This window comes from Thermovirga sp. (assembly GCA_012523215.1).
Taxonomy (GTDB): Bacteria; Synergistota; Synergistia; order Synergistales; family Thermovirgaceae; genus 58-81.
This window is the reverse complement of record JAAYIZ010000214.1, coordinates 1-2,408: the sequence shown is the minus strand read 5'-3', so window position 1 is coordinate 2,408 and position 2,408 is coordinate 1. Positions and strand designations below refer to the sequence as shown.

The following is a 2,408-nucleotide window of genomic DNA, read 5'->3' as shown; positions in this document are numbered from 1 at the left end:
CGGATGGCCTTGGTGAGCCTCGATTTCTTTCGGGCAGCCGTGTTTCGGTGAATAACGCCTTTGACTACCGCCTTGTCCAGCGCCGACTGGGCGTCGTCGAACCTCTTCAGGGCAAGCTCGGCATCGTTGTTGTTTATCGCCTCCAGGACCTTCTTGGCGCTGGTCTTGCACCGGGTGGTCCAGTAGCGGTTGTAGATCCTGTTCCTTTCGGACGTCCGCACTCTTTTCCGGGCGGATCTCGTGTTAGCCATCGTGTCACCCCCTTTACAGCAGGCCACATTTTACCATGGCTGTTGCGTTATCCGCAACTAGCGGTGAATATTATACCCATGGATGGGACCAGCACATTCTATCACGAAACACTTGCGAGAGGGGGGCAACGGGTTGGAGATAGGGAAGGGACTTGTAGCGGCCATCGCGGTGGCGCCGGGCCTGGCGCTCCTGTGGTGGTTCTACAACAAGGACTACCTCGAACCGGAGCCGCTATCCCTGGTCTTCTCGGCCTTCCTGCGGGGGATGCTCTTCGTCTTCCCCGCTGGTTTCGTGGAGAAGATCATAAGCGGGCCCCTCGCCTTTTCACCCCTTTTGACCGCCTTCCTTGGGGTGGCCCTCGTCGAGGAGCACTGCAAGTGGATGGCGCTTAAAAGGTACATCCTTTCAAACGAATGCGACGAATGCTACGACGGCATAGTCTACGGGACCAGCGTGGCCCTTGGATTCGCCACCATGGAGAACCTCTTTTACGTGGTGGGTTCCATCAACCCCTGGGCGGTGGCGGGATGGAGGGCCCTGCTCTCGGTCCCCCTCCACGCCCTCTGTGGCCTCGCGATGGGCTACGAGGCGGCCCGGCAGAAGATGACCACCGGGCCCCCTTTCATCCTTTCCAGGATACTCCTTGTTCCCGTTGTCGCTCACGGGGCGTTCAACTACCTGTTGCTGACGAACAGCCTCGGCGGTTTTATGGCCGCCACCTGGATCGTGGCCGCCATGTGGATCGGCGGTTTCAGGATGATCCACAGGTCTCGCACCTGCTCATGATGGAGGCGCCTTGCCCTTGAGTAAACCTTCCATGAAGGACATATTTTCGGAAAAGGGCCTGCTCTCGCAGCGTTTCACCGGTTTTGAGCACCGGCCCCAGCAGGAGATCCTCGCCGAAAGGGTCATGAACTGCTTGGAAACCGGCGACGGGGGCGTCCTGCTGGCCGAGGCCCCCACCGGAACGGGCAAGACCCATGCGCTGCTGGTGCCGGCCCTGTATTGGTGTCTCGAGGAGGACCGCAAGGTCCTCTTCCTGACCTCGGGCATCCCCCTGCAGGAACAGATCGTCAAAAGGGACCTACCCGACCTGTGCGACTGCCTGGGCGTGAAGGACCTTTCCTTCGGGCTCATCAAGGGGAAGGCCAACTACCTCTGCAGGCTGAGGGGCAAGGAGATCGGCGAAAGGGAACTGCTGGCCCACCTGGAGCCGGACCTAGTCCTGGAGCTGGTCGCCTGGATGGAGAAGACCGAAACGGGCGACTTCTCCGAACTGGCCCTTCCCCCCGGTCACCCCGTCATATCCGCTCTTTCGGCCGCCTCCGAGGCGTGCAGGGGCAACGGCTGCCCCTTCAGGGAGAGCTGCTTCCTCCGCAGGGTCGTGCAGCAGGCCCAGGAATGGAACATCATCGTGGCCAATTACCACCTCTTTTTCTCCTACTCCGCCTCCACCGGCAGGGGATTTCCTGTGCCCTACGACGCTATCCTCTGTGACGAGGCCCATCGTCTCACCGAGGCGGCCCGGTCCGCCGCAGCCATGAGGGCCACGGGGGAGGAGTGGGCCAGGACCATGGACTTCGCGAAAACCCGGGTCTTCCCCAGGATGGACTGGATCTCCGACCACGACCGCCAAGGGCTGATCCTCCTCGCCGACGAGGTGAAAAAAGAGTCGGAGAGGCTCTTCCACCGGTGGAAGAAGGAGGTCCCCCAGGGCGAGATATTCACCGACGAGTCGGCTCCCCCCGACAACCCCGGCACCCTCCTCGGCCTCGCCGAGGAAATACTCAAGGCAGCGGGGACGCCGCCCGAGAAAAACGGCGCCGACGACAGGGAATCGGTGGCCCTTCTTCACCAGTGGAGGGACAGCGTGGGGACTATCTCCCATACCACCGGCTGGTGCGCCAGGGTGGACCGTTACCCCCTGTGGGCCTACTGGTGGGACGGCCGGGGCATAAACAGCTCGCCCACCTTCTGCGGCGACCTTATCGGCGATTGGTTCTTCGCCAGGCCCCTGGAGGCCCTCGTGGCCGTATCGGCGACCATGGCCATCGGCGACGACTTCTCCTTCTGGGAGCAGGAGACAGGGCTGGAATCCACCGAGAGGCTCGTCCTCGACTCTCCCTTCGACCTGGAAGAGCAGATGACCATCTGGG

3 protein-coding genes are annotated in these 2,408 nt (G+C 62.0%); 2 read left to right on the top strand and 1 reads right to left on the bottom strand.

From position 1 onward, the window contains the following. Window positions 1–251, bottom strand: a 251-nt coding sequence (locus tag GX108_06185; protein NLO56625.1) for a 30S ribosomal protein S20, incomplete at its 3' end; no start/stop codon positions are given. Between the two features lie 133 nt (window positions 252–384). On the opposite strand from GX108_06185, the gene GX108_06180 reads away from it, so the two are divergent. Together GX108_06180 and GX108_06175 are read left to right on the top strand one after the other, a co-directional pair. Then, entirely contained in the window at window positions 385–1,038 is a 654-nt protein-coding gene (locus GX108_06180) for a PrsW family intramembrane metalloprotease (protein ID NLO56624.1), read from the top strand. A 16-nt stretch (window positions 1,039–1,054) separates the two neighbouring features. Further along, a partial coding sequence (locus GX108_06175; protein ID NLO56623.1) for a DEAD/DEAH box helicase family protein occupies window positions 1,055–2,408 on the top strand: 1,354 nt, incomplete at its 3' end.